Raw genomic sequence first — 25,427 nt, forward strand, 5'->3', positions numbered from 1 at the left:
ACCTCCTGAACTCCTGCCGGGGTTGTCCAGTGCCTGCTGTTTTTCTGGCGATCATTCGCCGTCTGCTTGTTTTGCTCGCCCTGATCGCCGTTTCCGTTCCCGCCTTCGCAGCCAGTTTCGAAGAGTCGGTCGCGAAGCTCGCGAACGATGATTTCTCGGACACGGACGAGGCCGTCGGCGAGATCGCGGTGTCGGGCAACCCGCTGGCTTTTCCGATCATCAGCGCGCTCCAGGACGAGCGGCTGATGTTCGATGCCGAAACGAAGAAGGTCTATGTCAAGCAGACCGACGGCAAGATCATCGATGCCGCGACCGGCGCTGCCGTCGACAAACTTCCGGACAATGCCGCGGCGGTCAGCCTCAACAACCGGCTCCGGCGCAGCGTGGATGCTGCGCTGGGTGGCCTGACGCTGTTGTCGCCGGATACCAACACACGCCTGACCGCCGCCAAATCGGTGTTCAAGTCGCATGAGGAGGCGACGCTGCCGACGGTGGAATCGGCGCTCGCCAAGGAAACCAATCGCGCGGTCAAGCAGGCGTTGACCGAGGCGCGGGCTGCCATCCTCCTGTTCAAGTCCGACGCGAGCGAGGTGGACAAGCTTGAGGCGGTCGCCACCATCAGGTCGCGCGGCGACCAGGAGGCGCTTGCGCTGCTGACCGAGATCAGCGGCGGCGACCAGCCGGCCACCGTCACCAAGGCTGCTGCCAGCGCGATCTCATCGATCCAGAGCTCGCTCGCAATCTGGTCCGGCGTGCAGAACGCCTGGTACGGCCTGTCGCTCGGCTCGGTGCTGCTGCTCGCCGCCATCGGCCTCGCCATCACCTTCGGGGTGATGGGCGTCATCAACATGGCCCATGGCGAGATGGTGATGCTCGGCGCCTACACCACCTTTGTCGTGCAGGAGGTCATCCGCACGCGGTACCCGGCGCTGTTCGACTATTCGCTGCTGATTGCCGTCCCGCTCGCCTTCCTGGTCGCCGGCGCGATCGGCGTGCTGATCGAGCGCACCATCATTCGCTTCCTCTACGGGCGTCCGTTGGAAACCTTGCTCGCGACTTGGGGCCTGTCGCTGATCCTGCAGCAGGCGGTGCGCACGGCGTTCGGTCCGACCAACCGCGAGGTCGGCAATCCCTCCTGGATGAGCGGTGCGTTCGAGCTCGGCCAGATCACCATCACCTACAACCGGCTCTGGATCCTCTGCTTCACGATGGCCGTGTTCGCCATCCTGCTGGCGATGCTGCGCTACACTGCGCTTGGTCTGGAGATGCGCGCGGTGACACAGAACCGGCGCATGGCGGCCTCGATGGGCATCGCGACCTCGCGGGTCGATGCGCTCACCTTCGGGCTCGGCTCAGGCATTGCCGGCATCGCCGGCGTGGCGCTGTCGCAGATCGACAACGTCAGCCCGAACCTCGGCCAGAGCTACATCATCGATTCCTTCATGGTCGTGGTGTTCGGCGGCGTCGGCAATCTCTGGGGCACGCTGGTCGGCGCCTTCACGCTGGGCATCGCCAACAAGTTCCTGGAGCCGGTCGCCGGCGCCGTGCTCGGCAAGATCGCGATCCTGGTGCTGATCATCCTGTTCATTCAGAAGCGCCCGCGCGGCTTGTTCGCGCTCAAGGGCCGGGCGGTGGAAGCATGATGCCGCACGTCCTCACCCGGTCGCTCGATCGCGCCGCAACCATCTTCGTGCTCGTGGTCGCCGCCTGCGGCGTGCTGATCCCGCTGTCCAACCTGCTGCTGCCGGCCGGCTCGGCCTTGCAGGTGCCGACCTATCTGGTCGCGCTGTGGGGCAAATATGTCTGCTACGCGATCCTGGCGCTCTCGATCGACCTGATCTGGGGCTATTGCGGCATTCTCTCGCTTGGCCATGGCGCGTTCTTCGCGCTCGGCGGCTACGCGATGGGCATGTATCTGATGCGCCAGATCGGCACCCGGGGCGTCTATGGCAACCCGATCCTGCCGGACTTCATGGTGTTCCTGAACTATTCCAAGCTGCCCTGGTACTGGCACGGCTTCGACATGTTCTGGTTTGCAGCTTTGATGGTGCTCGTGGTGCCCGGCCTGCTCGCCTTCTGCTTCGGCTGGCTCGCCTTCCGCTCGCGCGTCACCGGCGTGTATCTGTCGATCATCACCCAGGCGATGACCTACGCGCTGCTGCTCGCCTTCTTCCGCAATGATTTCGGCTTCGGCGGCAACAACGGCCTGACCGACTTCAAGGACATTCTCGGCTTCAACGTCCAGGCGGAAGGCACCCGCGCCGCGCTGTTCGCGCTGAGCTGCCTTGCGCTCATTCTGGCGTTCCTGATCTGCCGGGCGGTCGTGTCATCGAAGCTCGGCAAGGTGCTGATAGCGATCCGCGACGCCGAGTCGCGGACGCGCTTCCTCGGCTACCGCGTCGAGTCCTACAAGCTGTTCGTGTTCACGCTGTCGGCCTGCATGGCCGGCGTCGCCGGCGCGCTCTACGTCCCGCAGGTCGGCATCATCAACCCCTCCGAGTTCGCGCCCGGCAATTCGATCGAGGCCGTGATCTGGGTCGCGGTCGGCGGCCGCGGCACGCTGGTCGGGGCTGCGCTTGGCGCCGTCGTCGTGAACTACGCCAAGACCTTCTTCACTTCGGGCGTGCTGGCGCCCTACTGGCTGTTCATGCTCGGCGCATTGTTCGTGCTCGTCACTCTGCTGTTGCCCAAAGGCATTATCGGCACCTTCAATTCCTGGTGGGATCAGCTCGGCAGCAGGAGGCTGAACGCCGAGAGCGCCGCCCGCGAGGACGGCGTCACCGAACCCAAGATGGCGGAGTGAGCGCATGAACGTGATGGACACCCGCGCGACGTCGTCGCTACTCTATCTCGACGGCGTGCACGTCTCGTTCGACGGCTTCCACGCCATCAACAATCTTTCGCTGACGCTCGAGCCCGGCGAGATGCGCGCCATCATCGGCCCGAACGGTGCCGGCAAGACCACGATGATGGACATCATCACCGGCAAGACCAAGCCCGACGAGGGCACGGTGCTGTTCGACGGCAAGACCGACCTGACCCGGCTCGACGAAACGCGGATCGCCGAGCTCGGCATCGGCCGCAAGTTCCAGAAGCCGACGGTGTTCGAGAGCCAGTCGGTGGAGGACAATTTGCTGCTTGCGCTCAATGTCGACCACAGCGTCAAGGGGACGCTGTTCTGGCGCGGCTCGAGGGGCGAGGCCGAGCAGATCGACCGGGTGCTCGAGACGGTGCGGCTCAAGGATGCCCGACGCAAGCTCGCCGGCAGCCTCTCGCACGGCCAGAAGCAGTGGCTGGAGATCGGCATGCTCCTGGCACAGGACCCGAAGCTGCTGCTGGTCGACGAGCCGGTCGCCGGCATGACCGACGTCGAGACGCATCAGACGGCTGAGCTGCTCAAAGAGATCAACAAGGATCATACCGTCATGGTCGTCGAGCATGACATGACTTTCGTTCGCGAGCTCGGCGTCAAGGTCACTTGCCTGCACGAAGGCACGGTGCTGGCCGAGGGCACCATCGATCAGGTGTCGTCGAACGATCGGGTGATCGAAGTGTATCTGGGACGCTAGGCGATGTTGGACGTCAAGGACATCAACCTCTATTACGGCGCCGCCCAGGCGCTGCGCGGCGTCTCGATCGCGGCGGAGCCGGGCAAGGTCACCTGCGTGCTCGGCCGCAACGGCGTGGGCAAGACCTCGCTGCTGAGGGCGCTGGTCGGGCAATATCCGCTGGCGTCGGGCAGCATCACCTTCGATGGCGCCGACATCACCCGCCTGAAGCCGTATGAGCGGGCGCGCAAGGGCATCGGCTTCGTGCCGCAGGGCCGCGAGATCTTCCCGCTGCTCACGGTCGAGGAGAATCTCAAGACCGGCTTCGGGCCGCTGAAGCGGGCCGATCGCAGCATCCCGGACGACGTATTCTCGCTGTTTCCGGTGCTGGAATCGATGCTCGGCCGCCGCGGCGGCGATCTTTCCGGCGGCCAGCAGCAGCAGCTTGCGATCGGCCGCGCCATGGTGATGCGGCCGAAGCTCTTGCTGCTGGACGAACCGACCGAGGGCATCCAGCCGTCGATCATCAAGGACATCGGCCGGGCGATTTCGTACCTCCGCAATCTCGGCAACATCGCCATCGTCCTGGTCGAGCAATATCTCGACTTTGCCTGCGAACTCGGCGACAACTTCGCCGTCATGGATCGCGGCGCGGTGAAGTTCACCTGCACCCGCGCCAATCTCGACCAGGCCGAGATCAGCCGCCAGATGGCGCTGTGATCATCACGTAGCTTCTCGACGCGGTCTCGCCCGCGTCTGGTCCCAGGGGAGGGGATCGATGCGGGCCGATCCCGCCAACGCCGCTGCCGACATCTTCGAGGCCAACCGCGCCCGCGGCGCGGTGCGCTTCGACGTGCGGCTGCAGGACGACGTGACGCGGCGCCATCACCTGCATGAATCCGGCTCGCTGCGCGTCCGCTTTCCCTCGCCCGAGGACGACGGTCTGTCGGCGATGTTCGTCAACACCGCCGGCGGAATCGCCGGCGGCGACCATTTCGCGATCGAGGTCGCGGCGGGCGAAGGCAGCCGCGTCACGCTGTCGAGCGCCGCGGCCGAGAAGGTCTATCGCGCGCCGGGCAAGCCAGCCGAGCTCGATATCGCGCTGACGGCTCATGCCGGCGCGCACATCTCGTGGCTGCCGCAGGAGACCATCCTGTTCGACCGCGCCCGCATTCATCGCCGCATCGACATCGACCTCGCCGACACCGCCTCGCTATTGTTGTGCGAGATCGTCGTGTTCGGCCGCACGGCCATGGGCGAGCGCATGCGCGAGGGCGAGTTCGTCGATCGCTGGCGGCTCAAGCGCGGCGGCAAGCTGGTGTTCGCCGAGACGGTCCGCCTCGACGGCGACATCGGCGACAAGCTGGCGCAGCCCGCGATCGCCAAGGGCGCCGCGGCCATCGGGACTGCGCTGATCGTGCCCGGCGACGCCGCGCTGGTGGAGCGCATCAGGGAGAGCCTGCCGGCGTTTCGGGGCGAGGCCGGACTGTCCGCCTGGAATGGATTTGCAATGGCGCGCTTCTGTGCCCAAGATGCCGCGAGCCTGCGCGCCGACATGATGGCGGTGCTCGGCTGCGCATCGGCCGGACCGCTGCCGCGGCTGTGGCTCAACTAGACGTTTACCAACTGACGATCATTAGAAGACGATCACCAGAGAGTCCGCATGAACCTGTCTCCCCGCGAAAAGGACAAGCTCCTGATCTCGATGGCCGCCATCGTGGCCCGCCGCAGGCTCGAGCGCGGCGTCAAGCTGAACCATCCCGAAGCGGTCGCGATCATCTCCGACTTCATTCTGGAAGGCGCGCGTGACGGCCGCACCGTGGCCGAGCTGATGCAGGCCGGCGCCCAGGTCCTGACCCGCGATCAGGTGATGCCGGGCATCCCCGAGATGATCCACGACATCCAGGTCGAGGCGACGTTTCCGGACGGCACCAAGCTGGTCACGGTGCACGAGCCGATCCGCTAAGTTCTTGCACGTCATTCCGGGGCAGCCCGCAGGGCTGAATCCGGAATCCAGAGATTGTCTGCAATCGATTTTGAGATTCCGGGTTCGGTCCTGCGGACCGCCCCGGAATGACGGAGAAAGACACATGATCCCCGGCGAATTTTTCATCCAGGACGGCGAGATCGAGCTCAATGCCGGCCGCAAGACCGTGACGCTGTCGGTCGCCAACACCGGCGACCGGCCGATCCAGGTCGGCTCGCATTACCATTTCTTCGAGACCAATCCGGCGCTGAAGTTCGACCGCAAGAAAGCCAGGGGCATGCGGCTCGATATCGCCGCCGGCACGGCGGTGCGCTTCGAGCCCGGCCAGACCCGCGAGGTGCAGCTGGTCGCGCTCGGCGGCAAGCGCACGGTCTACGGCTTCCGCGGCGACGTGATGGGCAAGCTGTAGACGATGCTGACCGGATTGCGCCTCGTCTCCGAAGCGGCCGAGCTGGCGGCGCGCCGTCATGCCGGCCAGCAGCGCAAGGGCCGCGACGAGGAGCCGTACATCAATCATCTCGCTGAGGTCGCCAACATCCTCGCGGTCGCCTGCAACGGCGAGGACGCCGAGCTCGTCGCGGCCGGCTGGCTCCACGACAGCATCGAGGACACCGACACCAGCCACGACGAGCTGATGCAGCGTTTCGGCTCGCGCGTCGCCGGGCTGGTCGAGGAGGTCACCGACGACATGACCCTGCCGAAGAGCGAGCGGCGCGCGGTCCAGGTCATCGCGGCTCCCGGCAAGTCTGATGGCGCCAAGCAGATCAAGATCGCCGACAAGATCAGCAACATCCGCGCCCGCATTGTGTTCGAGCCGGATCTCGAGCAGCAGCTCGAGCTGATGGAGTATCTTGGCTGGGCCGAGCAGGTCGTCGCAGGCTGCCGCGGTGTGAATGTGGCGCTGGACGCGCTGTTCGACGAGACCGTTGCGAACGCGCGGGGGACGCTGTGAGCGGACCGTCGGCGTTGCGAGAACAAGACAAGCAGAGCTAATTGGGGGCCAACGATGTCCGTCAAGATCAAGCGTTCCGTCTACGCCGACATGTTCGGTCCCACGACCGGCGACAAGGTCCGGCTCGCCGACACGGACCTGATCATCGAGGTCGAGAAGGACTTCACCGTCTATGGCGAGGAGGTGAAGTTCGGCGGCGGCAAGGTCATCCGCGACGGCATGGGCCAGTCGCAGGCGACCAACAAGCAGGGCGCCGCCGACACCGTCATCACCAATGCGCTGATCGTCGATCATTGGGGGGTCGTGAAGGCCGACGTCGCGATCAAGGACGGCATGATCTCAGCGATCGGCAAGGCCGGCAATCCCGACATCCAGCCTGGCGTGACCATCGTGATCGGCCCGGGCACCGACGTGATCGCGGGCGAGGGCAAGATCCTCACCGCCGGCGGCTTCGACAGCCACATCCACTTCATCTGCCCGCAGCAGATCGAGCATGCGCTGATGAGTGGCGTCACCTCGCTGCTCGGCGGCGGCACCGGTCCGTCGCACGGCACCTTCGCGACGACCTGCACGCCCGGCCCATGGCACATCGGGCGGATGATGCAGTCGTTCGACGCTTTTCCGGTGAACCTCGGCATTTCCGGCAAGGGCAACGCCTCGCGCCCGGCCGCGCTGGTCGAGATGATCAAGGCCGGCGCCTGCGCGCTGAAGCTGCATGAGGACTGGGGCACGACGCCGGCGGCGATCGACAATTGCTTGTCAGTGGCCGACGACTACGACGTCCAGGTGATGCTGCACTCGGACACGCTCAACGAATCCGGCTTCGTCGAGGACACGATCAAGGCCTTCAAGGGCCGCACGATCCACGCCTTCCACACCGAAGGCGCCGGCGGTGGCCACGCGCCTGATATCATCAAGGTCGCGGGCCTGAAGAACGTGCTGCCGTCGTCGACCAATCCGACGCGGCCGTTCACGCGCAACACGATCGATGAGCATCTGGACATGCTGATGGTGTGTCACCATCTCGATCCGTCGATCGCCGAGGATCTCGCCTTTGCCGAAAGCCGCATCCGCAAGGAGACGATCGCGGCCGAGGACATCCTGCACGATCTCGGCGCGCTCTCGATGATGTCATCGGATTCGCAGGCGATGGGCCGGCTCGGCGAGGTCATCATCCGCACATGGCAGACCGCCGACAAGATGAAGAAGCAGCGCGGCGCGCTGCCGCAGGACAAGGGCAAGGACAACGACAATTTTCGCGTCAAGCGCTACATTGCCAAATACACGATCAACCCGGCGATCGCCCATGGCGTGTCGAAGCTGATCGGCTCGGTCGAGAAGGGCAAGCTCGCCGATCTCGTGCTGTGGTCGCCCGCCTTCTTCGGCGTCAAGCCCGACTGCGTCATCAAGGGCGGCACCATCGTCGCAGCTCCGATGGGCGATCCCAACGCCTCGATCCCGACGCCGCAGCCGGTGCATTACCAGCCGATGTTCGGCGCGTTCGGCAAGTCGCTGACGGCCTCCTCGGTGATCTTCACCTCGAAGGCTGCCGTCACCGGCGGGCTCGCGCGCAAGCTCGGCCTGTCCAAGAAGCTCTATGCGGTGCAAAACACCCGCGGCAGGATCTCGAAGAAGAGCATGATCCACAACGACGCGACGCCGAAGATCGAGGTCGATCCGGAGACCTATGAGGTGCGCGCCGACGGCGAGCTCCTGACCTGCGAGCCGGCCGAGGTGCTGCCCATGGCGCAGCGCTACTTCATGTTCTAAGCTTCCGCTCGGTACCCAGAACCAGAAACGTACCGGGAGGACTGCTGCGTGATCTATGTCGTTGCCACCTTGACCATCAAGCCCGAAACCCGTGCGGAATTCATTGCCGCTGCAACCGCCTGCATTGCGGGGACCCGCAAAGAACCCGGCAATATCGCCTATGATTTGCATGAGAGCGTCACCGACCCGAGCAGGATGGTCTTCGTCGAGCAGTGGGAAAACGCCGAGGCCTTGGTGCCGCACCGCGCGACCGAGCACATGAAGACGTTCGGGCGCGTCGCGGTCAAATGCATGGCGGCCCCGCCGAAGATCGAGATCATTACGCCTGAGAAGGTCGATGTCCGCTGAGCGGAATAAGAGTGAGCGGAATAAGAGAATGAGAGTTTCAGCATGATCCGCGCGACACGCGTGCTCGGGCAGCATCGTTGGAAAGAGGCCGCCGCCGATTCCGTCCTGCTCGATTTCGATGACCGGCACCGGCGGCGGCTGGTGATGACCGGAACGCGTGGGCTGGAGTTTCTGTTGGACCTCGAGCACGCCACCGCCTTGCGCGGTGGCGATGCCCTGGTGCTGGAGGACGGCCGGCTGATCGAGGTCGTGGCGGCGGCCGAGCCGCTGCTCGAGATCCGGGCTTCCGATCCGCATCATCTGGTGCGGCTCGCCTGGCATCTCGGCAACCGGCACCTGCCGACGCAGCTCATGCCCAAGAGCCTGCGCATTCGCCGCGACCACGTGATCGAGGCCATGGTCAAGGGCCTCGGCGCGCGCGTCATCGAGATCGAGGCGCCGTTCGATCCGGAGGGCGGTGCTTACGCCGAGCCCAGCCATGCGCATGGCCATGATGATCATGATCACCACGGCCACGATCATCATCACGATCATGCCGGGCACGATCACGCGCATCACGACCACGGCCATGCACATGATCATCACGTGCATGACGAGCACTGCGGCCATGACCATCACGATCACGGTCATTCCCATGCTCATGAGCACAAGTGAGGAGGGGGCTCGGCCGGCTGCAATCAGCGCCACGGATCCGGCTGCGCTGTATCGGCTGCTGACATGGCTGTCGCCGGCGTTTCCGATTGGCGGATTCTCCTATTCGAGCGGCATCGAATGGGCGGTCGAGGCGGGCGACATCGGCGATGCGGCGGCGCTGCGCGGCTGGCTCGCGACGATGCTGACCAATGGCTCCGGCTTATGCGACGCGGCTTTCCTCGCGCACGCGTATCGCGCGGCTGAGCTCGACGATATGGCAAGCCTCCGCGAGGTGGCCGAGCTTGCCGCCGCTTTCGTACCGTCGCGCGAGCGTCAGCTCGAAACCACGGCGCAGGGCCGTGCCTTCATCGAGATCGCGCGGTCCGCCTGGAACTGCGCAGGCCTCGACGAGGCGGTGGCGCGATGTGAGAGCATCGTCTATCCGGTCGCCGTGGGGCTGGTCGGCGCTGTTCACGGCGTTCCTCTGGGACCCCTGCTGCACGGCTTCCTGCACGCCCTGACGTCGAACTGGATTTCCGCCGGCAGTCGTCTCGTACCGTTGGGGCAGACCGACAGCCAGCGCGTGCTCGCCGCGTTGGAGCCTGTCGTCGCTGCGACGGCGGACCGCGCCCTGCTCGCCTCGCTCGACGACATCGGCGGCGCAACATTTCGCGCTGATCTCGCAAGCCTTCATCACGAGACGCAATATACAAGGCTGTTTCGGTCGTGATGAAGCGGGGCAACGGCTGCTCCGATCACGGCCCCGCGCGGTTACGCGTACGACAGAAGGGTAAATGACATGGCATCGTCTCACGGTCCGCTCCGCGTTGGCGTCGGTGGCCCGGTCGGGTCCGGCAAGACTGCGCTGATGGATCTCCTGTGCAAATCGATGCGGGAGCGCTACGACATCGCCGCGATCACCAACGACATCTACACCAAGTGGGACGCGGAGTTTCTCGTTCGCTCGGGATCGCTCACCCCGGATCGTATCGCCGGCGTGGAGACCGGCGGCTGCCCGCACACTGCGATCCGCGAGGACGCTTCCATGAACCTCGCCGCAGTGGCCGACATGCGGGCCAAGTTTCCCGGACTCGACCTGGTGTTGATCGAGTCGGGCGGCGACAACCTCGCGGCAACGTTCTCGCCGGAACTCGCCGATATCACGATCTACGTCATCGACGTCGCGGCGGGCGACAAGATCCCGTCGAAGGGCGGACCGGGTATCACCCGCTCCGACCTTCTGGTGATCAACAAGATTGACTTGGCACCCCATGTGGGCGCTTCTCTGGAGAAGATGGAGACGGATGCCAAGCGCATGCGCGGCGCACGGCCCTTCGTCATGACCAATCTGAAGAAGAGCCAGGGGCTTGACCGGATCATCGGCTTCATCGAAGCCAAGGGCGGTCTGAAGCCGTCGGCCTGAGCGCCGGGACTGATCTGCGTCGCAGCGTTCTTCGTTGCCCGATGCGTCTGCTGCAATGACAGACGCAAAAAAGCCTCATCCGGCCGGAACAACTTGAGCCCTCGGGTGTTTCCTCGACCCGGGGTGCGCCTTGCCCAAGGCGTCTCGGCGCCGATGCACCGGTATCCTGGGATCGCTATCCACTGATCGCTCCGATCACTTCCGATCGCCCCGAGGTGCGTCCTTGAGTTGCAGGCCCGGTTATTGGATGACTCGTCTCCTCCTTCGCCAACCCTTTACTTCAGAGTAAACGAGTGCTCCGGCTGGGTGTCATCATCGGTTTGATCGCGCTGGTCGGGACGGCGCTGTCCGGCTTGGCCGCCTATCGCGTCCACGACCAGGAGCTGGCCCTCGATCGCATTGCGCTGGCCCGAGCCATCGACGTCCATGCCAGCCTCGTCCAGGACCGGCTGACCGAACGTGAGCTGCTGGCCCGGGTGGCCTCCGGGCTGTTCCGCGCTCCCTCGGTGATCAAGGCCAATATGCTGGAGCCGCTGCGATCGTCGATCTACGCGTTCAAGACCGACTTCGTGGTGGCATCGTGGATCGCGCGGCTGCGGCCGGATGAGCTCTCCATCGCGCAAACCGAGCTGCGCCAGGCTGGCTTCCCGAATCCAACCATTCGCAATTTCGACGACACGCCGCTGGGGCCGAACGTCGATCGTCCGTTGGACGTTCTGATGGATCTCGAGCCACGCAATGCCGAGACCTCCAGGCTTCCCGGCATCGCACTCGACCGGCAGCCGATCGTCGGACCGATGCTTGCGCGCGCCATGGCCGAGGGCAAGCCGGTCGCTTCCGACCCCACCCCTCTGGTGCGGAGCGACGGTCCGATCGGGATCGTGCTGGCAGCCCCGGTCGTCCCGCAAGGTGCCACTGCGCCGGCGGGCTTCGTGACGTTTTCCTACGAGATCGGGCCGCTGCTGCTCACCAATGACGATCTGTCGTTGTTCTCGGTAGCGTTGAAGGATCCGCGCAACGCCTCGGACGAGCTGGTTGCCAATGATCAGGGCGCGGTGACGAGCCGGACCCGGGGGCCGGACGATCCTGCTCCGTCGTCGACCCGCACCGTAGCCTTCGGCAATCACGACTGGTCGCTGGTCTATTACGCCAAGAGCAATGCGGTCCGGCGTGCGCAACAGACCGCGGCGATCGTCGGCGTCATCGGGATGGCGCTGACCGGTATCATCTGCGGCCTGTTCGGCTACGTCGCCTACAATAATCTGCGCCTGAGTCGCGAAATCCAGGTGCGGATCGGCTTCGAGCGCCGACTGACGGCGGTCATCGACGAGCTGAACCACCGGGTCAAGAACATCCTGGCGGTGATCCAGTCCATCGTGACGCGCACGCTGCGTCATGGCAGCGACATCGATGTCGCGCGCGAGCTGCTGATCGGGCGGATCCATGCGATGTCGAACGTCGTCACGCTGCTCAGCGAGAGTCAATGGCAGGGCGTGCAATTGCGCGGACTGTTCGAAGCTCGCGCCATCCCGCATGCCGACAGGATTGCGGTCAACGGACCCGACATCACCGTGAGCGCGCGTGCCGCGCAGAGCCTGTCGCTGCTGTTCTTTGAACTCGCCTCGCACTCGGACGAAGGCCTCTCGCTGGTGGGAAAGCACCCGCACATCACCGCCAAATGGGAGGTGACTGGCGAGGAGCCGAATGCCGTCTTCCACTTCCGTTGGGAGGAATTGAACACCAGTGAAGCAACGCGGCGGCCGGACAGCGATTTCGGACTGATCCTGCTCGATCGCGTTGCGCCGGAGGCGCTCGGCGGCACGTCAAAGCGCTTCTTCACCGAGGCGAGCTATGTCTATGAGCTGAGCGCGCCGATGGAGACGGTCATCGACATGACCGAGCGCGATCGGACCGAGCAGTTCTCCGCACCACTGCATCCGGCGCGATAGCCGCAGCGCTGGTCGGCGAACAGGCTGCCGGGGCGTACGATCCCGGGCACAAGAGATCAACAACAAGAAGAGGCGGCTCGCTGAGGAGCCGCCTCTTTGCTGGTTCGTTTGCGACGGCTTGGCTTATCAGCCGCCGCTGCCGCCGATCACCGCCCGCACGGTCTCGTCCGGGCCGAAATCCTCGGCGCCTTCGACGTAGAGCAGCGCTGCCAGCTTCGAGCGCGCGCGGTTCACGCGGCTCTTGATGGTGCCCACCGCGCAGCCGCAGATCGCTGCCGCATCCTCGTAGGAAAAGCCCGATGCACCGACCAGGATCAGTGCCTCGCGCTGGTCCTGAGGCAGCTTCTCGAGCGCCGCGCGGAACTCCTCGAACTCGAGATGCGCGCCCTGCGAGGGATGTGTCTTGAGCGTCTTGGCGTAGTTGCCTTCGGCATCTTCCACTTCGCGCCGGCGTTTGCGGTAGTCGGATCGGAACAGGTTGCGCAGGATCGTGAACAGCCAGGCAGGCAGATTCGATCCCGGTTGAAACGAGTCGATGTTGGCCAGCGCCCGGAGCAGGGTTTCCTGCACGAGGTCGTCGGCACGATCGCTGTTACCACTCAAGGAAATCGCAAATGCGCGAAGGCTGGGGACGGCCGCGAGGATATCGTCCCGCAAGGAATCAGTGAGAGGCATTCACTCCCTCCCGTCGGTTTGGTCGTTGGATCCCCCGCCGTTCTCCACGTGGGACTGTGCTGCCGGCGCATCAAGCTTCCGCACCAGATCCGCGAAGCGGTCCGGCACTCCCTGACGGACGACGTCGTCGTACATCGCGCGGAGTTGATGACCGATTCTGGATTGAATTTCCGCGTTCAGTCCGCCGGGCTTGCGCGGTGCCGCATTCTTGCTGGCTTGAGACTTTACATCTTTCATGACCTTTTCCACGTTTCCCCGAGAGTTAAGTCCCTGAAGCTTCAAGAATTATTCTCGCCACCGAGAGGGTCTGTCGGGAACTAATGCGACGGGGCGATAAAAGTTCCACGCGTTTGGGGAACTTTTCGTCGGTTCGGGCGTAATCAGCGCATCATGGAACCCGGGCGGAAGCCCAGATGACCGAATGGAGTGGGGATGAGCCGATCACAGCTTGTTGCTGAACATTTGCCGCTGTTGCGCCGGTATGCGAGGGCCCTCACCGGCAGCCAGGGTTCCGGAGACGCCTATGTCGGAGCAATGCTGGAGGCTCTGATCCAAGACCCGGCGCTGCTGGACGAGCGCTATGGACCGCGGGCGGCCCTGTTCCGCCTGTTCACCCAGATCTGGAATTCGGTGGCGCTCAACGACGACGCCGAAGTGGCGACCCTGCCGATGCCGCCGGAACGGCGGCTCTCGAATATCACCCCCTTACCGCGCCAGGCCTTCCTGCTGCTCTCGCTCGAGGGTTTTCCAGAGGAGGAAGTGGCCTTCATCCTCGACATCGACGTCGCGGAAACCCGCCGGCTGGCGGATGCTGCCGGACGGGAGCTCGCCGCCGAAATCGCTACCGATGTGCTGATCATCGAGGACGAGACGTTCATCGCGATGGACCTCGAGAGCCTGGTCAAGAATCTCGGCCACAACGTCATCGGCGTGGCGCGCACTCATGCCGATGCGGTGGCTCTCGCAAAGAACAAGAAGCCCGGTCTGATCCTGGCTGATATTCAGCTCGCCGATGGTTCGTCCGGCCTGGACGCCGTCAACGAGCTACTGCGCACCTTCGAGGTACCGGTGGTCTTCATCACCGCCTATCCGGAGCGCTTCCTCACCGGTGAGCGGCCCGAGCCGGCGTTCCTCATCTCCAAGCCGTTCCAGCCGGCCATGGTGTCGGCGGTGGCGAGTCAGGCGCTGTTCTTCCAGCGCAATTCGCGCAACCGGATGCCGAAGCCGGCAGCCTGATCAGGCCACGCGTGCACGATCCTGTTCCGGCGCGTTCCTCGTGGAGCGCGCCGGCTTCTTTTGCAGCATCGAATTGCGAGATCAGCAGCCGCGGCACACCCCGCCGAGTCGTGCCTTCAGGACCGCGTCACTCGGATCGATGTCCGTCTGCAAGATTTGCGACGTCCGCCGGGGCGCGAAAACGATCGGCACGAGAAACGTCAGATCCCCATCCGCCAGCTCCGGCGGAGGTGGGGCAAATGGCTGGGCGCGCCGGACCATGGCGAGCGCCTCCTGGTCAAGCGCGGGATCGCCGGTCGTTTCCGCCAGCACCGCCGAGATGAGATGACCCTCGCGGTCGATGTGGAACAGGACCTTGGCCGTCCCGCCCTCATCCGAAGCCCGCAGTGGATAACGGCGCTGAATCTTCAATTGTGCGACGAGATTCTTGATCCAGGTCTCCTTGGCGCTCTCAGCCGCTCCCATCGCGGGAAACAGGCACAGGAGAGCCAGCGCTAGCCCAAGCCCCTTCCGCACGCCATCCAACGAGCTCAGCATCTCCGCCCCCATGCGCGGACGATGAACGTGGCCGCGCCACTGCCACATATACCTCAGGGGAAAAGCGGATAAAGCGCCGGGAATGTCGGGCTGGGATCCGATCGAGCAGATGGATCAGAAAAGAATGCGGGGCACCGCCGGCATCACCACGGCGGTGCCCCGCGTCGCCGGTCAATGGGGCAGGGGGAATAACCGGCTGCCAAGATGACGCGCGACCCGAAAAGTCGTTCCGCGTGAGATCGAATTTTTTGACGCCACGAATTTGAAGAATGTCGCCGCAGTTTACACACGGTTAAGTGATTTGCCCGACCGAGAACCCAGTTCCTGCGACTTACGTTGGTATGCCGATCGCCTTGCGGCGAGGGGAGCAGAGACATGTCGCAGACCAGGAAGGTTATCGTTTTGGGTTCGCTTGCGGCTTCCGCAATGCTCGTGGGTGCAATGCAACTGGCCTCCGGCCATGATCTTGGCGCCAACCTGCCGCTCCAGAACTCCGCCCGCGAGACGATCGTCGCGACCGCGAACGACGTGAACCGGGCCGCCAAGTCTGACCGCGCGCAACAAAGCGGTACTGTGGCGCCGTCACAAACTGTGTCGATCAAGCTGGCAGCCTTCGCGGAGACGTCCTTCCTGGTGCGGCTTCCCGTCAACCCCGCCGCTGTGAGCGCGGGCTCGTTGCCGTCGCCGCAGGGATCGCAGCTCATCACCACCGGCAACGAGCGGCAGGCCGTCGAGCATCCGGTGGCGTGCGAGCCGTCGGTGTCGGTGCTGACGGAGATCGCCAAGCGCCTGCAACCGGGACGGTGTGTGACTTAGTTGATAGCAGCTTGCACCCGATCCGCCGCCTAAGCACTCGATCAACGCCTTGGATCCTCACTCTGCGGGCGTTTGCTCCTCCGCCGCTGGGCGGCTGACCATGAATCCGAGCGCCAGACCGCCGACGGCCAGAATGGGAATCAGCCGCTTGATGCCGATCATGCGGACGATCTGCAAGCCGCTGGCCAGCAGCATCGGGTCTGCAAAAGCCGATTGGACTGCCGACCGCGCCGTTTCCGCGCTTCGCGCGGCACGGCTCTCGATCGCGCGCTTGCGCGCCATGTAGCTGATCGCGGCGATCAACGTCACCACGAAGAAGATGGCGGCACCGGTGAGGCACGCGGCCACGAGCCCGTATCGATCCAGGACGGCGACGAAAGCGGCGGCGCACAGAAAGCTCGTGGTTACGAACAGTCCGACCGCTGCAGCGATTGCGAGCGACGTGAGCCTAACGGCATGCCCGGTCGATTCCTGGAAGTCCGCAATCAGGCGCTGCAGCATGTCATTCCCTCCCGATCTCATTCATCTGCGCAACAGACTCAAATCGGCGCCGAAGACGCGGCGCCGAAACGAGACAAGCCTCTGGATTTCAGGGGCCAAATCCTCAGCGTCTCCAGGCGGCGCCGATGAGAAATCCAAGTCCGAGCGCGAGACCCACGGTGGCGAGCGGACGCTGCGAGATCACGTCCTCGAGGCGCTCCTCCAGCGAGTTCGCGGCCTCCTGGGCCGCACCAAACATGGCCGTGCCGCGCTCGGACATGTCGTCGAGCGTCTGGTCCGCGTTCTCGCGCGCCTGTCGATAGCCGCTGCGGGCCTGCTTGCTCGCCTGCCCGGCGAAAGCATTCAGCGCGTCGGTGATCTGTTCGGTGAGAGCTGCGATATCGTTTTTCACGGCGTGGACATCCTTCTGCAGGCGTTCGTAGTTCGCTTTGTCGACGAGATCTTTCAGGGCGGTCTCACCGTCAGTCGGTGGCATGGCAAGCTCCCGGAGCAAGGTGATTGCGTCTGCTCGACAAACGCGGGGTCTCAGCCGAAGTTCCGACGCTGGAAACCGAATTAGTCCGCCGGCAGTTGCGGCGTATCGTCCGGCAGCAGATGCTCTTTGACGATGAGGGCGACGATCAGCAGCGGCGAGGCGAGGAAGGCTCCCATCGGGCCCCACAGCCAGGTCCAGAATGCCAGCGCAATGAACACCGCGAGTGCGTTGAGCGCGAGCCGCCTGCCGATGATGGTCGGCGTGACGAAATGGCCTTCCATGAAGGTGATCACGGCGAAGATGGCGGGCGCGACCATGCCGGCGCTCAGGGTCGGGAATGCGACCGCGCCGACCAGGACGAGCACCGCAAACATTGCGATCGGGCCGATGATGGGGATGAAGTTCAGCGTCGCTGCGAGCGCGCCGAGCCCGGCGGGGTTTGGCATGCCGGCGATGGCGCAGGCGAGGCCTGCGGCGATGCCGACCCCGGTGTTGATGAGCGTGACCGTCAGCAGATAGTTGCCGAGGTGCAGTTCGAGCTCGTTCAGGATGCGCAGCGTCCGAAGCCGGGCCTCATGATCACCGAAGGTCATGATCAAGGTGCGCCGCAGGTCCCGCCAGCTCGCGATGAACAGCACCAGCGTGGCGAAGAACAGCAGGAATTCCGTGAAGGTCGGCGACAGGAATTCGATCGTCGGCTGAACCCAATCGAACTTGGGCAGCTCCAGGCTGGTCGAGGCCTGCCCGCTTCCACCGCCGATCGCCGCCTGCATTTCGTGCCACAGCGCCAGCGGCCGATCGAAGACGTGCAGCTTGGCCTTGAGCGTCGTGGCGAGCTCGGGAAGGCGATTGGTCCAGTCGAGGACCGGCGCCGAGATCAGGCCGATGATGAAGGCCAGTCCCGCGGCAACGGCGATCACGATCAGCACGGCGCCGACGCCGCGCGGCACGTGGTGGCGTTCGAGAAAGTTGGCGGCCGGCGACAGCATGGTGCCGACCACGAACGCCATCACGATCGGCAGAAAGAACCCGCGGGCGACGTAGAGAACGCCGGTGACGCAGATCGCGGTAAGAATCACGAGCGCGATGGCGACAACTTCGGCCCGCCTGATCACAGGAGGAAGCTCGTGGCGGCTTTCATCCAGCGCCGCGCCTTCGCTCCCGCTCGCGAGCAGCCGCTCGGTGGGAAGTACACGCACCATAGGTCCCCCCGATCGGGTCGTTCGCGCACAGTTCGCGTGATGACGTTCTTCTTTCGCCTAACTGGCGAGACGGCGCCGGGTTCCGTCGCGAGAACGTGACAGCAGCTACGCTTGACTGACGCAGGGCGACCACAGCGGAGCCGGAACTGCGGCGAGCCGTTCGGCGTTTGGAAGGCAATCATGCATCGCACCGCGATGCTCGTCTGACAGGGGCACTCCATGACACAGCTCGTTTCCGGCCATCGCAACCTTTCGCGGCGGACCGCTTCGCTGATCGTCGGCGTCGCGGTTCTTCTCGTCGCGGGTCCCGCCGCGTCTCACGCGCAGAGCCTCGGCTATGCGCCGGTCGAGCAGCAGCAGGCCTTCCCGCCCGACCAGGCGACTGCACCCGCCGTGGAGCAGGACGAGGACAGCCAGCTTCCGGACCGGCTGCGTCGCACGATCGTCAATCTGGATACGCGGGAAGCGCCGGGGACGATCATCATCGATACCGCCAATACTTACCTGTACTACGTGCTCGGCGGCGGCCGCGCGCTGCGCTATGGCGTTGGCGTCGGGCGCGAGGGCTTCACCTGGTCGGGTGTGCAGACGGTGACCCGCAAGGCGGAATGGCCGGACTGGCATCCGCCGGCGCAGATGATCGCGCGCCAGCCCTATCTGCCGCGTTTCATGGCTGGCGGCCCGGGCAATCCGCTCGGCGCGCGGGCCATGTATCTCGGCTCCAGCGAGTATCGCATCCACGGCACCAACGATCCGACCACGATCGGCAAGTTCGTGTCCTCGGGCTGCATCCGCCTGACCAATGAGGACGTGAGCGACCTGTTCAGCCGCGTGCAGGTGGGGACGAAGGTCGTCGTGCTGCCGAAGGCCGCATCGCTGCAGGCGCGCGCGAATTCCGACCGGGCGCCGCGCGTGACCTCGCTGCCGTCGGGGCGTCAGGCGATGTCGCTGCCGGTCTCGGCCATCAACTGATCTGGGAGTGGGACGATGAAAGGTCGACGTGCACTCGCCGCGATCGCAGTGGCAACCATGGCAACCGCGGGTGCGTTGGCAGCGCCGACCTCGGCGGGGGCGCAGGATTTCTTCTCCGCGCTGTTCGGCGGCTTCAACGCGCCGCAGCGCCAGGCGCCCTACATCCGGATGCCGTTCGCCGACGAGGCGCCACCGGCGCCACGGCCGGCCCCGCGGGGCGATGTCAGCTATCGCGGCGGCAGCAGCAGCGTCGCCTGGTGTGTCCGCACCTGCGACGGGCGCTACTTCCCGCTCGGAGCCACCGGCGACCAGAGCAAGGAAGCCGCCTGCAACAGCTTCTGCCCGGCGGCCAAGACCGAGATCGTCTACGGCAGCTCGATCGACGCCGCCGAGACGGATGGCGGCAAGCCATATTCGGCGCTGCCCAACGCCTTCAAGTATCGCACCGAGATCGTCGACGGCTGCACCTGCAACGGCAAGGACCAATTCGGCCTTGCCAAGGTGTCGATCGACAACGACCCCACCTTGCGCAAGGGCGACGTCGTCGCGAGCGACGACGGCCTCAAGGTCGCCAACCGGACCGGCAGCGGCAAGCGTGCCGAGCTGAACTTCTCGCCGGCGCCCGCGGCACTGCGCGCGAAGTACGAGCGCGCGCCGGTGATGGCGTCCGACTGATCCTGCGAGGCCGTCAGGCCGCGCGGATCTTGCCGAGGAAGTCCGTGACCTGATGACCGAGGTTCCTGCTCTGGCTCTCCAGCGTCTCTGAGGCATTGCGCACGTTGTCGGCGGCCGCCGCAGCGGCATCGGCGTCCGACTTCACGCCGGTGATGTTGTCGGAGACGTGCTTGGTGCCGTCGGCCGCGAACTGGGTGCTGCGCGAGATTTCCTGCGTCGCCGCCCCTTGCTCCTGCACCGCCGCGGCGATCGCGGTCGCCACCTCGTTGACCTCGCCGATGATGCCGCCGATGCGCTTGATCGCGTCGATCGCGTCATTGGCGACACGCTGGATGTCGGCGATCTGCTCCGAGATATCGTCGGTCGCCTTTGCGGTCTGGCTCGCCAGCGTCTTCACCTCGGAGGCGACGACGGCGAAACCCTTGCCGGCCTCGCCGGCGCGCGCCGCCTCGATGGTGGCGTTCAGCGCCAGCAGGTTGGTCTGCGAGGCGATGCTGTTGATCAGCCCGACCACCTCGCCGATCCGGTTCGCCGACTGCGCCAGCCCCTGCACGGTGCCGTCGGTCATGCGGGCCTGCTCCACCGCGCGGCTGGCGATCCCGGCCGCATGCGACGCCTGCTTGCTGATGTCGGCGATCGAGGCGTTCAATTCCTCCGCGGCGGAGGCCACCGTCTGCACGCTCATCGAGGCATCGCTGGAGGCCTTCGAGGCCTCCTCGGCGCGGGCGTTGGTCTGCCGCGATACGTTGGTCAGGCCGGCGGACGTCGCCTGCATGCCGGTGGAGGCGCGGCCAAGCTGCTCGAGCGAATCGCGCACCAGCCCCTCGAATTCGCTCACATAGCTTTCGATCGCCCGCTGGCGCGCAACCGTCGTTTCGTTGCGTTGGCGCTCCTGGGCCTCGATCGCGAGCTTGTCCTTGGCCTGCTGCTTGAACGTTTCGAGCGCGCCCGCCAGCGCCCCGATCTCGTCCTGGCGCTGCATGTAGCCCGTCTCGACGCCGAGGTCGCCGCCCGCAACCGCCAGCATGGCATCGCGCATTCTGTTGAGGGGCTGGATCACCCGGCGGCTCACCAGCATCAGCGCGGCGCCGCCGATCCCGGTCGCCGCGATCAGGAGGCAGAGTTCGATGCCGAGGGTCCGCATGGCGGCCGCATGCTGCTCCTCGATATAGGTCCTTGCGGTTTCAAGCGCGGCCTCGGCGACCGCAACCGCGGCATTGAGGCGCCCGACCGTGAACGGGCTCCATTTGTTGGCGACCATCTCCGGCGTCTCGCCGCTCGCGACCGCGTTGACGAGGCGATCCCTCAACGCGGTGTATTCCGCGTCGAAATAGGCCTTGCGTGTGGTCTCCAGCGCGGCGGTCATCGCGGCCGGCCATTTCGCGCCGGTGGTCGCCAGTTCGAGCGCCTTCCATGCGGCCTCGGCGCCGCCGACCGCCTTGGTATAGTTCAGCCGCGCCTCGGGCGTGATCTTGCCTGCGGCGAGCCCGTTCGACACCAGGAAGGAGGCGTCGCCGGCGGTGTTGCGCAGCAGCCATGCGATCTGCTTGATCTGCAGCAGCTGATCGATGGTCGGGTCCGCGTGGTTGACCTCGGCGGCGAGAATGGCCTGGATCTTCTCCAGCGTCTCCAGCAGCCTGTCCTCGGTCTGCATGTATTCCTTGCCGAGCGCCAATCGGCGCGACGCCTTCGGCTTGGCGACCTCCAGCCAGAATTCCTTCTGCTGATCGCTCAGCGTCGCCAGCAATTGCTGGAATTGCGAGAGCAGCGCCGCCTTGTCGGCAAACGCGATGCCCGGAAGGATGCCGAGCGCGCGGCCCATGGACGGCATGGCAACGTCACGCAGGGCGCGGACGTATCGCTCGGTCTCCGGTTCGACCTTCTCGTCCACGGTCACCATGCGGTTCGAGGTGGAGCGGTCGGCCCGCAGCTTGTCCATCGCCTTGAACATGCTTCCGGAGGCATCGACGATCGAGGTGATGCGCGCGGTGAGCTTGAGCTGCTGCCACGAATAATAGGCCCGCGAGGCGAACAGGCCGACAAACAGGCACGCCGTCACCAGGATGATGGCCTTCAACGTCGTGGAAATGGTCAGGCGGTTCAGCATGTTGATCTCCGATTCACCGTATCTGACCGCAAACCGGTAAAAATCTGGATGAGGGGTGGCTCCGTGGAACTACGGAGGCGGCCCAGAGGGCTCACGGTTCCGGGTGCGGAACTACCAGCCCGCAAGCGGGTTAGCTGACCAACGCCAGCGCATCGTTCTCGCCAAGGGGCTCGTCATGCTGATCAGTGCACTCGTCACCTTTCTCGTCGTCATCCTCATTCTCTATTTGATCAACCTGCTGCCGATCGACGGCCGCGCCAAGCAGATCTGCCGGGTCATCGTCATCGTGCTCGGTGTGATCTCGCTGCTCCGCTTCATCGCGGTGATATGATCCGGCATCATGTTACCTCCGACTGATCAAAAAAAGCCCCGGCGGATGGCCGGGGCTTTTCGCATCAGGCGTTTGCCTTCGCCTCGCGCCGCCGCGCCGTGAGGATGTATTCGGTGTAGCCGTTCGGCTGGGTGCGGCCTTCGAAAACGAGGTCGCAGGCCGCCTTGAACGCCACGCCGTCGAACGACGGTGCCATCGGCTGATAGAGCGCATCGCCGGCATTCTGCTTGTCGACCACGACGGCCATGCGCTTCAGCGAGTCCATCACCTGGTCCTTGCTGACCACGCCATGGTGCAGCCAGTTGGCGAGATGCTGGCTGGAGATGCGCAACGTCGCACGGTCCTCCATCAGGCCGACGTCGTGGATATCCGGAACCTTGGAGCAGCCGACGCCCTGGTCGATCCAGCGCACGACGTAACCGAGAATGCCCTGGCAGTTGTTGTCGATCTCCTGGCGGACGTCGTCCGGCGCCCAGTTCGAGTTCGACACCGGGATGGTGAGGATGTCGCCGAGCTTGGCGCGCGGGCCACCCTTGGTGAGCTCGGCCTGGCGGGCGTGCACGTTGACCTGATGATAATGCAGGGCGTGCAGGGTCGCCGCGGTCGGCGACGGCACCCAGGCGGTGGTGGCGCCGGCCTGCGGGTGGCCGATCTTCTGCGCCAGCATGTCCGCCATCTTGTCCGGCGCCGCCCACATGCCCTTGCCGATCTGGGCGTGGCCGGGCAGGCCGTCGATCAGGCCCATGTCGACGTTCCAGTCCTCATAGGCCTTGATCCAGGGCTGCGCCTTCATCTCGTTCTTGCGGATCATCGGACCCGCTTCCATCGAGGTGTGGATCTCGTCGCCGGTGCGGTCGAGGAAGCCGGTGTTGATGAAGACGATGCGCTTCGACGCCTGCTGGATGCAGGCCTTGAGGTTGACCGTGGTGCGGCGCTCCTCGTCCATGATGCCGACCTTCATGCTGTTCTCCGGCAGGCCGAGCATCTTCTCGACGCGCGCGAACAGCTCGACCGTGAGCGCGACCTCGTCCGGGCCGTGCATCTTCGGCTTGACGATATAGATCGAGCGGGTGCGGCTGTTCTTGACCTTGGAGTTGCCCTTGAGGTCGTGGATCGCCAGCAGGCCGGTGACGGCGGCGTCGAGAATGCCCTCCGGCACCTCCTTGCCCTCGGAGTTGAGCACGGCGTCGGTGAACATGTGGTGCCCGCAATTGCGGATCAGCAGCAGGCTGCGGCCGTGCAGGGTGAGCGTGCCGCCGGCCGGCGTGGTGTAGCTGCGGTCGCTGTTCAGGGCGCGCGTCAGCGTCTTGCCACCCTTCTCGAAATCGGCCGACAGCGTGCCGTTCATCAGGCCGAGCGTGTTGCGGTAGACCAGCACCTTGTCCTCGGCGTCGACGGCGGCGACGGAATCCTCCATGTCGAGGATGGTCGAGACCGCGGCTTCCAGGATCATGTCGGAGACGCCGGCCGGATCGTCCTTGCCGATGACATGGCTGCGGTCGATCACGACCTCGACGTGCAGGCCGTTGTTGGCGAGCAGGATCACGGACGGCGTCTCCGCCGAGCCCTGATAGCCGGCGAACTGCGCGGCGTCCTTCAGCGCGGTGGCGTTGCCGCTCTTCAGCTTGGCCGAGAGCTGGCCGGCAATGACGCTGTAGGCGGTGACGTCGGTGTGGCTGCCGGTGGCGAGCGGCGCGGCCGTATCGAGGAAGGCCTTGGCCTTGGCGATCACCTTGTCGCCGCGGGCCTTGTTGTAGCCCTTGCCCGCTTCGCTCGGGTCATGCGGGATGGCGTCGGTGCCGTAGAACGCGTCGTACAGCGAGCCCCAGCGCGCATTCGCCGCGTTCAGCGCGTAGCGGGCGTTGGTCAGCGGCACCACCAGCTGCGGTCCGCAGATTTTGCCGATCTCCTCGTCCACATTGGCGGTCTCGACCTTGTGGGTCGCCGGCTCGGGCAGTAGGTAGCCGATCTCCTTCAAGAACGCCGTGTAGGCGCCGAGGTCGAAGGCCTTGCCCTTGTTGGCGAGGTGCCAGGCGTCGATCTTGCCCTGCAGGGCGTCGCGGACCGCGAGCAGCTCGCGGTTCTTAGGGCCGAGATCGCGCAGGATCGCGGCCACGCCGGCCCAGAACGCGTCCGGATCGATCCCGGTCTTCGGCGCGGCCTCCTTGGCGATGAAGTCGAACAGAACGGGGGCGATCTTCAGTCCATGGGCGTCGATACGGGTCATGATGAGACGTTTCTCTCTCGGAGGGCGCGGCGTTGCGCGCGAATTGGGCATGCTGAATGGCCGCCTCGAAGGCGGCGTGTGCAGTGCATTTAGCGCCAAAGCGGGAGCCACGGAAGGGGGGGAGGGGTATCGCAGTTGGTCGGGGAGGGCGTCGGTTCCGAGATCGGGGGCGAGGGGCCGATCCTGTCGATCCGGTGTTGCGGAAGCCCGCGGCCCTTGCCCCGGCCTCCGCCGTCATTGCGAGGAGCGAAGCGACGAAGCAATCCAGACTGTCGCTGCGGAGATGGTCTGGATTGCTTCGCTTCGCTCGCAACGACGCCTGAGGTTGCATCTCGCTGCTCATTTGGATCGTGCGCTTGCGAACAGTCGCCAACGTTCTCGCGGCGCCTGTTGGCGTCCGAGCTTTGCCAGTTGAACGCCTCTGCTAACGAGAGGCGCAGGGAAGGCCGGGTGCAGGCTGCACCCATGGCCCGCCTGCAGAAAAAAATGCAGGCGGCAGTCACCACAGGTACGAGCCGGACATCCGGCCTTCCCTGCGCGATGGTCTTACGGTTGCTCCGTGGTCTCCCCGGTGCGCCGGGCTTTCTGGTCACCGTTGCCCGCGCAGCGCGTTGGCGCTGTCGCAGACGTGGCATCAGCGTCGGGATGCCAGGACCCCACGGCTTGGCCGTGCGCCTCGGGACTGTCCGTCGACATGATCGCTCACGCCGCAGCCCAAAGCGCCCACCGCATCCCGCACCCGACGTCCGTGACGGTCGCGAACTGTCCCTCGTGTGGGACGGGATGCGGAGAGATATACATGATTTCCGAAAAAAAGAAAGTAGAATATTTTCGGACAAGGACTGGACAGGGCAAATCAGGTTGAGGGGATTGTGAATTCGGTTTTTCGGAACAGGCGAATTTGAATAGTGCGCCGTTCATGAAAGTCCGAACGTGCTCCGCTTATCATGAAGTCGACAGCTTCTGACCTCTCCGGATCGGCTACGGCGGAAAACGTATTCGGTCTCTGACGTCGCGCCTTGAAAGCGAGCCGCAGTGCCCCATGAATGGACCCTCTCCCCTT

Annotated in this window: 27 protein-coding genes; 19 read left to right on the forward strand and 8 right to left on the reverse strand. The window is 65.1% G+C overall.

Annotated elements, in window-relative coordinates:
* The first annotated feature begins 29 nt into the window (after nucleotides 1–29).
* From urtB to QW845_RS27860, 14 genes are all read left to right on the forward strand, one after another.
* Nucleotides 30–1,643 (forward strand): urea ABC transporter permease subunit UrtB, encoded by a 1,614-nt coding sequence (gene urtB / locus QW845_RS27795; RefSeq protein WP_409997975.1) that lies wholly within the window; start codon nucleotides 30–32, stop codon nucleotides 1,641–1,643.
* On the forward strand, nucleotides 1,640–2,803 hold the full coding sequence (gene urtC / locus QW845_RS27800) for an urea ABC transporter permease subunit UrtC (protein ID WP_315804703.1): 1,164 nt from the start codon (nucleotides 1,640–1,642) through the stop codon (nucleotides 2,801–2,803). Before urtB ends, urtC begins: the two co-directional genes overlap by 4 nt.
* A gap of 4 nt (nucleotides 2,804–2,807) precedes the next feature.
* Nucleotides 2,808–3,569: an urea ABC transporter ATP-binding protein UrtD gene (gene urtD / locus QW845_RS27805; RefSeq protein WP_315804704.1), complete on the forward strand. Its 762-nt coding sequence runs from the start codon at nucleotides 2,808–2,810 to the stop codon at nucleotides 3,567–3,569.
* 3 nt (nucleotides 3,570–3,572) lie between these two features.
* Entirely contained in the window at nucleotides 3,573–4,268 is a 696-nt protein-coding gene (gene urtE, locus QW845_RS27810; RefSeq protein WP_315804705.1) for an urea ABC transporter ATP-binding subunit UrtE, read from the forward strand.
* A 58-nt stretch (nucleotides 4,269–4,326) separates the two neighbouring features.
* Entirely contained in the window at nucleotides 4,327–5,163 is an 837-nt protein-coding gene (locus QW845_RS27815) for an urease accessory protein UreD (RefSeq protein ID WP_315804706.1), read from the forward strand.
* A 48-nt stretch (nucleotides 5,164–5,211) separates the two neighbouring features.
* Complete coding sequence (locus tag QW845_RS27820; RefSeq protein ID WP_015669637.1) at nucleotides 5,212–5,514, forward strand: urease subunit gamma; 303 nt, start codon at nucleotides 5,212–5,214, stop codon at nucleotides 5,512–5,514.
* 124 nt (nucleotides 5,515–5,638) lie between these two features.
* Entirely contained in the window at nucleotides 5,639–5,944 is a 306-nt protein-coding gene (locus QW845_RS27825) for an urease subunit beta (RefSeq protein WP_315804707.1), read from the forward strand.
* A 3-nt stretch (nucleotides 5,945–5,947) separates the two neighbouring features.
* Nucleotides 5,948–6,487, forward strand: a complete 540-nt coding sequence (locus tag QW845_RS27830; RefSeq protein WP_315804708.1) for an HD domain-containing protein — start codon at nucleotides 5,948–5,950, stop codon at nucleotides 6,485–6,487.
* Nucleotides 6,488–6,541: 54 nt separating this feature from the next.
* Nucleotides 6,542–8,257 carry an urease subunit alpha gene (gene ureC / locus QW845_RS27835; RefSeq protein ID WP_315804709.1) on the forward strand — a complete coding sequence of 572 codons (1,716 nt, stop codon included), beginning with the start codon at nucleotides 6,542–6,544 and terminating at the stop codon, nucleotides 8,255–8,257.
* 48 nt (nucleotides 8,258–8,305) lie between these two features.
* Complete coding sequence (locus tag QW845_RS27840) at nucleotides 8,306–8,605, forward strand: putative quinol monooxygenase (protein WP_172243535.1); 300 nt, start codon at nucleotides 8,306–8,308, stop codon at nucleotides 8,603–8,605.
* A 42-nt stretch (nucleotides 8,606–8,647) separates the two neighbouring features.
* A complete protein-coding gene (locus QW845_RS27845; protein WP_315804710.1) occupies nucleotides 8,648–9,259 on the forward strand; it encodes an urease accessory protein UreE in 612 nt (203 codons plus the stop codon).
* A complete protein-coding gene (locus QW845_RS27850; RefSeq protein ID WP_315804842.1) occupies nucleotides 9,246–9,968 on the forward strand; it encodes an urease accessory protein UreF in 723 nt (240 codons plus the stop codon). The genes QW845_RS27845 and QW845_RS27850 overlap by 14 nt, the downstream gene beginning before the upstream one ends.
* A 69-nt stretch (nucleotides 9,969–10,037) precedes the next feature.
* Nucleotides 10,038–10,661, forward strand: coding sequence for an urease accessory protein UreG (gene ureG / locus QW845_RS27855; protein ID WP_315804711.1), 624 nt, complete (start codon nucleotides 10,038–10,040; stop codon nucleotides 10,659–10,661).
* 293 nt (nucleotides 10,662–10,954) lie between these two features.
* The gene (locus tag QW845_RS27860) at nucleotides 10,955–12,610 is read left to right on the forward strand and encodes an HWE histidine kinase domain-containing protein (RefSeq protein ID WP_315804712.1); all 1,656 of its coding nucleotides are present in this window, start codon (nucleotides 10,955–10,957) and stop codon (nucleotides 12,608–12,610) included.
* Nucleotides 12,611–12,736: 126 nt separating this feature from the next.
* On the opposite strand, the gene QW845_RS27865 is transcribed toward QW845_RS27860, so the two are convergent.
* Both QW845_RS27865 and QW845_RS27870 read right to left on the reverse strand, forming a co-directional pair.
* Entirely contained in the window at nucleotides 12,737–13,285 is a 549-nt protein-coding gene (locus tag QW845_RS27865; RefSeq protein ID WP_006612137.1) for a sigma-70 family RNA polymerase sigma factor, read from the reverse strand.
* Nucleotides 13,286–13,522 carry a NepR family anti-sigma factor gene (locus QW845_RS27870; protein WP_315713837.1) on the reverse strand — a complete coding sequence of 79 codons (237 nt, stop codon included), beginning with the start codon at nucleotides 13,520–13,522 and terminating at the stop codon, nucleotides 13,286–13,288.
* Between the two features lie 195 nt (nucleotides 13,523–13,717).
* Here QW845_RS27870 and QW845_RS27875 point away from each other — a divergent pair, with 195 nt between their 5' ends.
* The gene (locus tag QW845_RS27875; RefSeq protein WP_315713838.1) at nucleotides 13,718–14,521 is read left to right on the forward strand and encodes a response regulator; all 804 of its coding nucleotides are present in this window, start codon (nucleotides 13,718–13,720) and stop codon (nucleotides 14,519–14,521) included.
* 81 nt (nucleotides 14,522–14,602) lie between these two features.
* Here the strand turns inward: QW845_RS27875 and QW845_RS27880 are convergent, their stop codons facing one another.
* Nucleotides 14,603–15,058: an energy transducer TonB gene (locus QW845_RS27880; protein ID WP_315804713.1), complete on the reverse strand. Its 456-nt coding sequence runs from the start codon at nucleotides 15,056–15,058 to the stop codon at nucleotides 14,603–14,605.
* 375 nt (nucleotides 15,059–15,433) lie between these two features.
* Between QW845_RS27880 and QW845_RS27885 the strand changes: the two genes are divergently transcribed.
* Nucleotides 15,434–15,874 (forward strand): hypothetical protein, encoded by a 441-nt coding sequence (locus QW845_RS27885; RefSeq protein ID WP_315804714.1) that lies wholly within the window; start codon nucleotides 15,434–15,436, stop codon nucleotides 15,872–15,874.
* A 57-nt stretch (nucleotides 15,875–15,931) separates the two neighbouring features.
* Here the strand turns inward: QW845_RS27885 and QW845_RS27890 are convergent, their stop codons facing one another.
* The 3 genes from QW845_RS27890 to QW845_RS27900 form a co-directional block, all read right to left on the reverse strand.
* Nucleotides 15,932–16,375, reverse strand: a complete 444-nt coding sequence (locus QW845_RS27890) for a hypothetical protein (RefSeq protein WP_315804715.1) — start codon at nucleotides 16,373–16,375, stop codon at nucleotides 15,932–15,934.
* 103 nt (nucleotides 16,376–16,478) lie between these two features.
* Entirely contained in the window at nucleotides 16,479–16,850 is a 372-nt protein-coding gene (locus QW845_RS27895) for a YqjD family protein (RefSeq protein WP_315804716.1), read from the reverse strand.
* 80 nt (nucleotides 16,851–16,930) lie between these two features.
* Nucleotides 16,931–18,049, reverse strand: coding sequence for an AI-2E family transporter (locus QW845_RS27900; RefSeq protein WP_315804717.1), 1,119 nt, complete (start codon nucleotides 18,047–18,049; stop codon nucleotides 16,931–16,933).
* Between the two features lie 222 nt (nucleotides 18,050–18,271).
* Between QW845_RS27900 and QW845_RS27905 the strand changes: the two genes are divergently transcribed.
* Together QW845_RS27905 and QW845_RS27910 are read left to right on the forward strand one after the other, a co-directional pair.
* Nucleotides 18,272–19,024 (forward strand): L,D-transpeptidase, encoded by a 753-nt coding sequence (locus tag QW845_RS27905; protein ID WP_315804718.1) that lies wholly within the window; start codon nucleotides 18,272–18,274, stop codon nucleotides 19,022–19,024.
* A gap of 15 nt (nucleotides 19,025–19,039) precedes the next feature.
* Nucleotides 19,040–19,699: a DUF2865 domain-containing protein gene (locus tag QW845_RS27910; protein WP_315804719.1), complete on the forward strand. Its 660-nt coding sequence runs from the start codon at nucleotides 19,040–19,042 to the stop codon at nucleotides 19,697–19,699.
* A 13-nt stretch (nucleotides 19,700–19,712) separates the two neighbouring features.
* Here QW845_RS27910 and QW845_RS27915 read toward each other — a convergent pair whose 3' ends face one another.
* Nucleotides 19,713–21,806, reverse strand: coding sequence for a methyl-accepting chemotaxis protein (locus QW845_RS27915; RefSeq protein ID WP_315804720.1), 2,094 nt, complete (start codon nucleotides 21,804–21,806; stop codon nucleotides 19,713–19,715).
* Nucleotides 21,807–21,981: 175 nt separating this feature from the next.
* Here QW845_RS27915 and QW845_RS27920 point away from each other — a divergent pair, with 175 nt between their 5' ends.
* Nucleotides 21,982–22,137: a Thivi_2564 family membrane protein gene (locus tag QW845_RS27920; protein ID WP_315804721.1), complete on the forward strand. Its 156-nt coding sequence runs from the start codon at nucleotides 21,982–21,984 to the stop codon at nucleotides 22,135–22,137.
* Nucleotides 22,138–22,201: 64 nt separating this feature from the next.
* Here QW845_RS27920 and QW845_RS27925 read toward each other — a convergent pair whose 3' ends face one another.
* On the reverse strand, nucleotides 22,202–24,364 hold the full coding sequence (locus QW845_RS27925) for a malate synthase G (RefSeq protein WP_315804722.1): 2,163 nt from the start codon (nucleotides 24,362–24,364) through the stop codon (nucleotides 22,202–22,204).
* Nucleotides 24,365–25,427: the final 1,063 nt, after the last annotated feature.

Source organism: Bradyrhizobium sp. SZCCHNS3002, assembly GCF_032377435.1.
Lineage (GTDB): Bacteria > Pseudomonadota > Alphaproteobacteria > Rhizobiales > Xanthobacteraceae > Bradyrhizobium.

Bases quoted from the DNA above. Each gene is read 5' to 3' on its own strand.
- urtC (WP_315804703.1), top strand. From the start codon at position 1,640: ATGATGCCGCACGTCCTCACCCGGTCGCTCGATCGCGCCGCAACCATC.
- urtD (WP_315804704.1), top strand. From the start codon at position 2,808: ATGAACGTGATGGACACCCGCGCGACGTCGTCGCTACTCTATCTCGAC.
- urtE (WP_315804705.1), top strand. From the start codon at position 3,573: ATGTTGGACGTCAAGGACATCAACCTCTATTACGGCGCCGCCCAGGCG.
- QW845_RS27815 (WP_315804706.1), top strand. From the start codon at position 4,327: ATGCGGGCCGATCCCGCCAACGCCGCTGCCGACATCTTCGAGGCCAAC.
- QW845_RS27820 (WP_015669637.1), top strand. From the start codon at position 5,212: ATGAACCTGTCTCCCCGCGAAAAGGACAAGCTCCTGATCTCGATGGCC.
- QW845_RS27825 (WP_315804707.1), top strand. From the start codon at position 5,639: ATGATCCCCGGCGAATTTTTCATCCAGGACGGCGAGATCGAGCTCAAT.
- QW845_RS27830 (WP_315804708.1), top strand. From the start codon at position 5,948: ATGCTGACCGGATTGCGCCTCGTCTCCGAAGCGGCCGAGCTGGCGGCG.
- ureC (WP_315804709.1), top strand. From the start codon at position 6,542: ATGTCCGTCAAGATCAAGCGTTCCGTCTACGCCGACATGTTCGGTCCC.
- QW845_RS27845 (WP_315804710.1), top strand. From the start codon at position 8,648: ATGATCCGCGCGACACGCGTGCTCGGGCAGCATCGTTGGAAAGAGGCC.
- QW845_RS27850 (WP_315804842.1), top strand. From the start codon at position 9,246: ATGAGCACAAGTGAGGAGGGGGCTCGGCCGGCTGCAATCAGCGCCACG.
- ureG (WP_315804711.1), top strand. From the start codon at position 10,038: ATGGCATCGTCTCACGGTCCGCTCCGCGTTGGCGTCGGTGGCCCGGTC.
- QW845_RS27865 (WP_006612137.1), bottom strand. From the start codon at position 13,285: ATGCCTCTCACTGATTCCTTGCGGGACGATATCCTCGCGGCCGTCCCC.
- QW845_RS27870 (WP_315713837.1), bottom strand. From the start codon at position 13,522: ATGAAAGATGTAAAGTCTCAAGCCAGCAAGAATGCGGCACCGCGCAAG.
- QW845_RS27875 (WP_315713838.1), top strand. From the start codon at position 13,718: ATGAGCCGATCACAGCTTGTTGCTGAACATTTGCCGCTGTTGCGCCGG.
- QW845_RS27880 (WP_315804713.1), bottom strand. From the start codon at position 15,058: ATGCTGAGCTCGTTGGATGGCGTGCGGAAGGGGCTTGGGCTAGCGCTG.
- QW845_RS27885 (WP_315804714.1), top strand. From the start codon at position 15,434: ATGTCGCAGACCAGGAAGGTTATCGTTTTGGGTTCGCTTGCGGCTTCC.
- QW845_RS27890 (WP_315804715.1), bottom strand. From the start codon at position 16,375: ATGCTGCAGCGCCTGATTGCGGACTTCCAGGAATCGACCGGGCATGCC.
- QW845_RS27895 (WP_315804716.1), bottom strand. From the start codon at position 16,850: ATGCCACCGACTGACGGTGAGACCGCCCTGAAAGATCTCGTCGACAAA.
- QW845_RS27905 (WP_315804718.1), top strand. From the start codon at position 18,272: ATGACACAGCTCGTTTCCGGCCATCGCAACCTTTCGCGGCGGACCGCT.
- QW845_RS27910 (WP_315804719.1), top strand. From the start codon at position 19,040: ATGAAAGGTCGACGTGCACTCGCCGCGATCGCAGTGGCAACCATGGCA.
- QW845_RS27915 (WP_315804720.1), bottom strand. From the start codon at position 21,806: ATGCTGAACCGCCTGACCATTTCCACGACGTTGAAGGCCATCATCCTG.
- QW845_RS27920 (WP_315804721.1), top strand. From the start codon at position 21,982: ATGCTGATCAGTGCACTCGTCACCTTTCTCGTCGTCATCCTCATTCTC.
- QW845_RS27925 (WP_315804722.1), bottom strand. From the start codon at position 24,364: ATGACCCGTATCGACGCCCATGGACTGAAGATCGCCCCCGTTCTGTTC.